Origin of the sequence: Mycobacterium sp. (assembly GCF_049683355.1) — a bacterium.
Classification (GTDB): Bacteria; Actinomycetota; Actinomycetes; order Mycobacteriales; family Mycobacteriaceae; genus Mycobacterium.
In genome coordinates, this window is the sequence record NZ_JBAUJB010000102.1 from 1 (window position 1) to 4749 (window position 4749).

At 65.0% G+C, this 4749-nt stretch carries 6 protein-coding genes and 1 pseudogene; 3 read left to right on the forward strand and 4 right to left on the reverse strand.

Annotated elements, in window-relative coordinates; all coding sequences use genetic code 11:
• A partial coding sequence (locus WA944_RS06290) for a hypothetical protein (RefSeq protein WP_526646589.1) occupies nucleotides 1-358 on the reverse strand: 358 nt, incomplete at its 3' end.
• Nucleotides 359-373: 15 nt separating this feature from the next.
• Nucleotides 374-841, reverse strand: a complete 468-nt coding sequence (locus tag WA944_RS06295) for a hypothetical protein (RefSeq protein ID WP_526646591.1) — start codon at nucleotides 839-841, stop codon at nucleotides 374-376.
• A gap of 353 nt (nucleotides 842-1194) precedes the next feature.
• Between WA944_RS06295 and WA944_RS06300 the strand changes: the two genes are divergently transcribed.
• Together WA944_RS06300 and WA944_RS06305 are read left to right on the forward strand one after the other, a co-directional pair.
• Nucleotides 1195-1395: a toxin-antitoxin system gene (locus tag WA944_RS06300; RefSeq protein ID WP_178359594.1), complete on the forward strand. Its 201-nt coding sequence runs from the start codon at nucleotides 1195-1197 to the stop codon at nucleotides 1393-1395.
• Nucleotides 1396-1835: 440 nt separating this feature from the next.
• The gene (locus tag WA944_RS06305) at nucleotides 1836-3731 is read left to right on the forward strand and encodes a hypothetical protein (protein ID WP_526646593.1); all 1896 of its coding nucleotides are present in this window, start codon (nucleotides 1836-1838) and stop codon (nucleotides 3729-3731) included.
• Between the two features lie 70 nt (nucleotides 3732-3801).
• Here WA944_RS06305 and WA944_RS06310 read toward each other — a convergent pair whose 3' ends face one another.
• Both WA944_RS06310 and WA944_RS06315 read right to left on the reverse strand, forming a co-directional pair.
• On the reverse strand, nucleotides 3802-4053 hold the full coding sequence (locus tag WA944_RS06310) for a toxin-antitoxin system (RefSeq protein WP_179475997.1): 252 nt from the start codon (nucleotides 4051-4053) through the stop codon (nucleotides 3802-3804).
• A 124-nt stretch (nucleotides 4054-4177) separates the two neighbouring features.
• On the reverse strand, nucleotides 4178-4372 hold the full coding sequence (locus WA944_RS06315) for a hypothetical protein (protein ID WP_179475998.1): 195 nt from the start codon (nucleotides 4370-4372) through the stop codon (nucleotides 4178-4180).
• 244 nt (nucleotides 4373-4616) lie between these two features.
• On the opposite strand from WA944_RS06315, the pseudogene WA944_RS06320 reads away from it, so the two are divergent.
• A pseudogene (locus tag WA944_RS06320) lies at nucleotides 4617-4749 on the forward strand (relaxase domain-containing protein); the annotation flags it as partial.

Below are 4749 nucleotides of genomic sequence, written 5' to 3' on the forward strand. Positions count from 1 at the left end.
CATCAGCGACGCGACTGAGGTCGGTCTTCAACCCGGACACGACCGCCCTGAATGAATCGGCCGCCGTCGCAGTAGATTTGAAGTAATCCGCACCGCCGTCGGCATGGTCGACCATCTTTCGCATCAATGCGATGCGGGCTTCGCCTCCTCGGCCTTCCAGCAGGCTTGCGCCGTTGGTCATCTCTTTATGGACCGTCCCGGCGTACCCGGACACCGACTCGGCCATAGCCCGCCTGTTGTCGGCAAGGGCCTGCAAGTCAGTCTCGCTGATCGACGGCCAGTAGGGCAGCACCGTCAGTGACGACGCGCGTCCTGATGGCCGAGGCACGTCCCCTGGATTGTTAATGACCGCCGCCATCGAACCCCCTCGGAACTATTCTTCGTCCAGGCCGCAAACAGCCCAGACCTGGTCATAGGCCGCCTGCTCTTTAGCAAGGTCGTGTGTGGGCGGCTCAGCGAGACCACGGGTCCGAACCTCGCCGTAAGTGGCGATCCGCGCGTAGTAAACCGATACAACATCCGTAATAGCGACACGAACCGGGGTGCTGGCATTGGGATTGTCCGCCAGCGCATTCTCCAGAGCGGTCGCGGCTGGGAGGATATCCAATGCCCGGCGATCAGTCCGTGGTTGCGTTGTGTTCACCACCGCATACCGGGTGCACAGGGCGACATCTTGAGCATGCACTTCTGCTGCTGACGGTGGTGCGCTGACGGTGTCAGCGGTCGTTTTGCTCGTCACTGCTGCACCGGTCGTGTCGGCAACAGTGCTACTTCCTCCATCGCTGAAGACAACGCCGAGCGCCACACCGATACCCAGCGCGACCGCAGCGGTACCGGCCATGATGGCAGGGGTCAGCCACCGGCGTCGTGGCGGTGGGGGTTGCCACGCGGCACTTGGGTATTCAGGCTCTTGTGTTCCCATGTGGGCAGCGTAGGACGGACCACCGACAAAATCACGGCTGAATTGCGCTGGTGCACAGCATGATTACAACGTGAGTCGCATTGATTGATCTGCTCACTGATGAGTCATTCCGGTGTTGGCGATGCTGCGAGAGCGCCGCACCGCGTTTACTGGCTGATTCGTACTGCCTCATCTGATTACTGATGACGCATTTCTGCAGGTAGTCGGCAAAAACTGAGCGGCTACGGCGTGTCTTACCGGCGTTTATCAGATACGTACGGAACGGTAGTGGCATGGCTCAACCGCATAAGGGGGACCGGGCGCAGATCATGTGCCGGCCGGTCTTGCCCGTCTATGAGGAGATTCGCGCCCGCGCGGCTGCGCGGGGCATGTCGATGTCGCAGTACGCGGCCGATGTCCTAGCTCAGCATGTGGGCCGGGCGGACCTCGTGCGCGAGCTAGACGACCGCGAGGGGTTGCCGTTGGCGATGTGAACACCACGGCCCGGTGTACGCGGCCCGGGCAGATGGACAAATCCATAGCGGTGCGGATCACCCCTTGACATGACGAAGGCCCCCGGAGGGGCCTTGTCTTGCCGGGATTCGATCTGAGTTGGCGCTCAGGTCTGGGTCCGTACCCGTTTACCCCGAAGGGGCGATGTCTTGACCGACTCGTCTCACGGTAGCGCACTGTCTCTAACAGGTACAGGTGGCGCGCGAAACCGTGACCGAAATCGTGATCTTTTACCCGCCGTTGTGCCGCGGGCGAATGCCGGGCAGCCGTCGTGTGGCTGGATCGAGCGTGTTGGGTGCATGCCGAAGCGAACCCCCCGCCCGGGCTGGTTGGCCGTGTCGCTGTGCTGGGCCCACTTGTCGGCGCCGCACAGTCGGCATAGGTCGTCGTTGGCGGCGGGGTGCCGGTGACCGTTCACAACGTGTCCCCGGCCGCGCCTGCGGTGGTGTGGAGGTCTCTGGCGCGGCCGCTGTCGCAGCCGGGCCGCGATCGGGTCAAGGTGTTCGATCCGGAGACCAAGGAGTACTGCAAGACCCGGCGCCTCTCCGACAAGCTGCCCACGCTGATGGCCGCGGTGTACCTGTACACCCACCGCCGGACCACGCTGCTGGCCCTGGACTTCGACAGCAAGCCCCACGGACAGGCTCAGGTCGACGCCGATTTCGCGCGCGCACTGGGCTGGCTGACCTCCTGCGGGGCCCGTGTCGTCACGGACCGGTCCACCAATGGCGGTCGCCACATCTTGGTGCCGCTGGCCATCGGCACCACCGCCAGCTTCGACGAGATTCAGTCGCTGATGCGCCAGCTCAAGGCGCGGCTGCCCAGCTTCGACCCCAAACCCATGCAGAACGCCAACGAGGGTTGCATCAGTGTGCCGGGCACCCCGTGCGCAGGCGGTGGCCACCGGATCCTCGACGGTGCACTCACCGACTCGGTGAACGCGCTCACCGAGCGCAGCGCCCCCACTCTGCTGCCCGAGCTCTACGCACTGCTGGGCACCCTGCCCGCCCCACCACAACAGGCCGCCCCTTTGCCCTCGGCCGCCACGAGAACGCATGCCGACCCGGATGAACGCTTGGCCGAGCACGCCTGTTGGAGCAAGCCTCTCCCCGCGGATGTCGCCGCGTTCGCCGCAGCCGGTGATACGACCCTGGCCCGCGCCCACAGCAGATGGCCTAGCCCGTCCGAGGCACGCATGTCCGTCGTTCTCAACGCGGTACTGCGCGGCCACAGCCTCGCCGACATCCGCGCCCAGGCCGAACCTGGCCGGCCGTGGAGCGGCCTGGGCAACTCGTACCGAACCAAGCACGGCATCCGCGCTGACGCCCAACTTGCCCGCGATGTCCGCCGCGCCCTGGACTACACCGCGACACTCGCCGTAAAAGCGAATCCACCCGCACACAGGTACAAGAACTCACACGGGGGGCAGGGGCTTAAGGGGCCGCACGCGAGCTGGCTAGCTCACGCCCTGGCCTGGGCCGACTGCGAGTTCTCCGGAAGCCCTTTTCGATGGACGGTGCGTGACGTGCTCCAGGCACTGGCGCTCAAAGCAGCAGTCGCTGGGGAGATTCGATCAGGCATCGCCATCGTCGGGGTAGGAGGCCGTGGGTTATCGCTGTCAGCTGGTTTGATGCCAGCCACCACGACCTTCGAGGTGTTGCGACGGATACGGGACATGGTGGGCGCTCCGATCTTGCTGGTACGCCCCCGCGTTGGACGCGACGCCGACTTCTACGCCTTGACCATGGAGACTCCGGACTCGATCACACCGATCCCGCTGGAACGGGTGAGCGTGTCGGATGTGCACCCAGCGTGGAGCATCCTCGGCCGCCACCATCGTGCGGTGTACGAACTCATAACCCAGACGGGGATGACTCGGCCGGCCGACGTGTACGCCGCCGCGCGTATCAGCGCACGCACCGGGCAGCTGTCGATCGCAGCGCTCGCGGCCGCCGGATTGATCACCCGAGAAGGCCGCACCGTGATGCCGGGACCGACGACGCTGGATGACATTGCGGCCGCGCATCGTCTCGATGAGGTCCAGGCCGACCGGATCGAGCGTTACCGTCGCGAACGCGCCGCCTGGCACGCATGGCTAGCCCACCAAGATGCTCTGAAGGCAATCACCTCAGCGGCCGCCGACCGTGTCTACGCGAGCCCGCACGGCCGCCTGGTGCTCGCCTACGAGGACGACTATCTGGCGCACGTGATGGCCCACGGCCCACCGCCGGCCGATGACGAGTACATCGCGATCACACTCGTGGCCGAACTGATGGGCGCACGGATAGTGACCGAGACCGCGCCCGCCGTGGTGTAGCGATAGCGAGCAGCACCAGCGTTCGTCGGTGGTCACGGTGGTTGTGGCGCGTGGCGCAACCACCGTCGAATCAGCCGCGGCCGCGTAATAGGTCGGGGTTGTCCAGGGCACGGGTGAAGATCTGGGCGACATCCTCGCCGTCGAGTTCGCGCATGAGTTCGGGGTGGCCGACGATGGCGGACAGAAGGTCGGCGACCCATTGGGACATCGGTATGCCGTCGCCGTACTGGCCGCTGTGGGCGGCCACGGCGTCGTAGACAACCCGATCGACGCGGGGTCCGAGTTGCGCCCTATCCCCTTTGTGGGTGCTGCGAATCGCCATAGCGTGAAGGCCCTTTCAGACGGGAAGGACGACCCGTCCACCACGTGATGGCCCGAGTCGGGTGTGTTGCTGATCGGCGGTCATCGTGCCGCACGGTCATGAACCGAACTGGCGTTGGTGCGCGTTATCCCGGCGGCTGAGTGAAGCGGGCTCGTACCTCAGCGGCGGCAGCGTCCTCGGTCAGTTCCCCGCGGTCCATCCGCGCCATCAACTCCCGAAGTGAATCGGACACCGCGAACCCGGCCAGCCCGGTCGCCGCCAACGCCAACGCGCTGGCCTGTTCCGGTGTGTAACTCACGGCCGTTTCACTGTTAGTCACGCCGCCCCACCTTCATGCCTACTGCGCCCCTGTTTTTGATTCGCTCGCTGTTCCAGCACTTCTGCTGTCAGCGTCAATCCCCGTTCACCCTACCGTCTCACCTACTTTGACCTGCATCGTTGCTTTCCAGCCTGGTTTGGTCCCACACACCTCTTGCACTTAGGTCACGGTTGGGTAACGGTCCGTTCGGGGGCTGGCGGAAAGCGGCCTTGGTTTCGTCGTGAGAAATCGGTGCGCTGGGCAGGTGAACGCGGGCATCCACAAGCTCACGGCTGGCTCCGGGTACTTGTACCTGGTGCGGCAGGTGGCTGCCCATGACCGCACTCATGGCCCGGAATCGTTGGGCGACTACTACTCCTCGAAGGGTGAGACCCCGG

Bases quoted from the DNA above. Each gene is read 5' to 3' on its own strand.
- WA944_RS06295 (WP_526646591.1), bottom strand. From the start codon at position 841: ATGGCCGGTACCGCTGCGGTCGCGCTGGGTATCGGTGTGGCGCTCGGC.
- WA944_RS06300 (WP_178359594.1), top strand. From the start codon at position 1,195: ATGGCTCAACCGCATAAGGGGGACCGGGCGCAGATCATGTGCCGGCCG.
- WA944_RS06310 (WP_179475997.1), bottom strand. From the start codon at position 4,053: ATGGCGATTCGCAGCACCCACAAAGGGGATAGGGCGCAACTCGGACCC.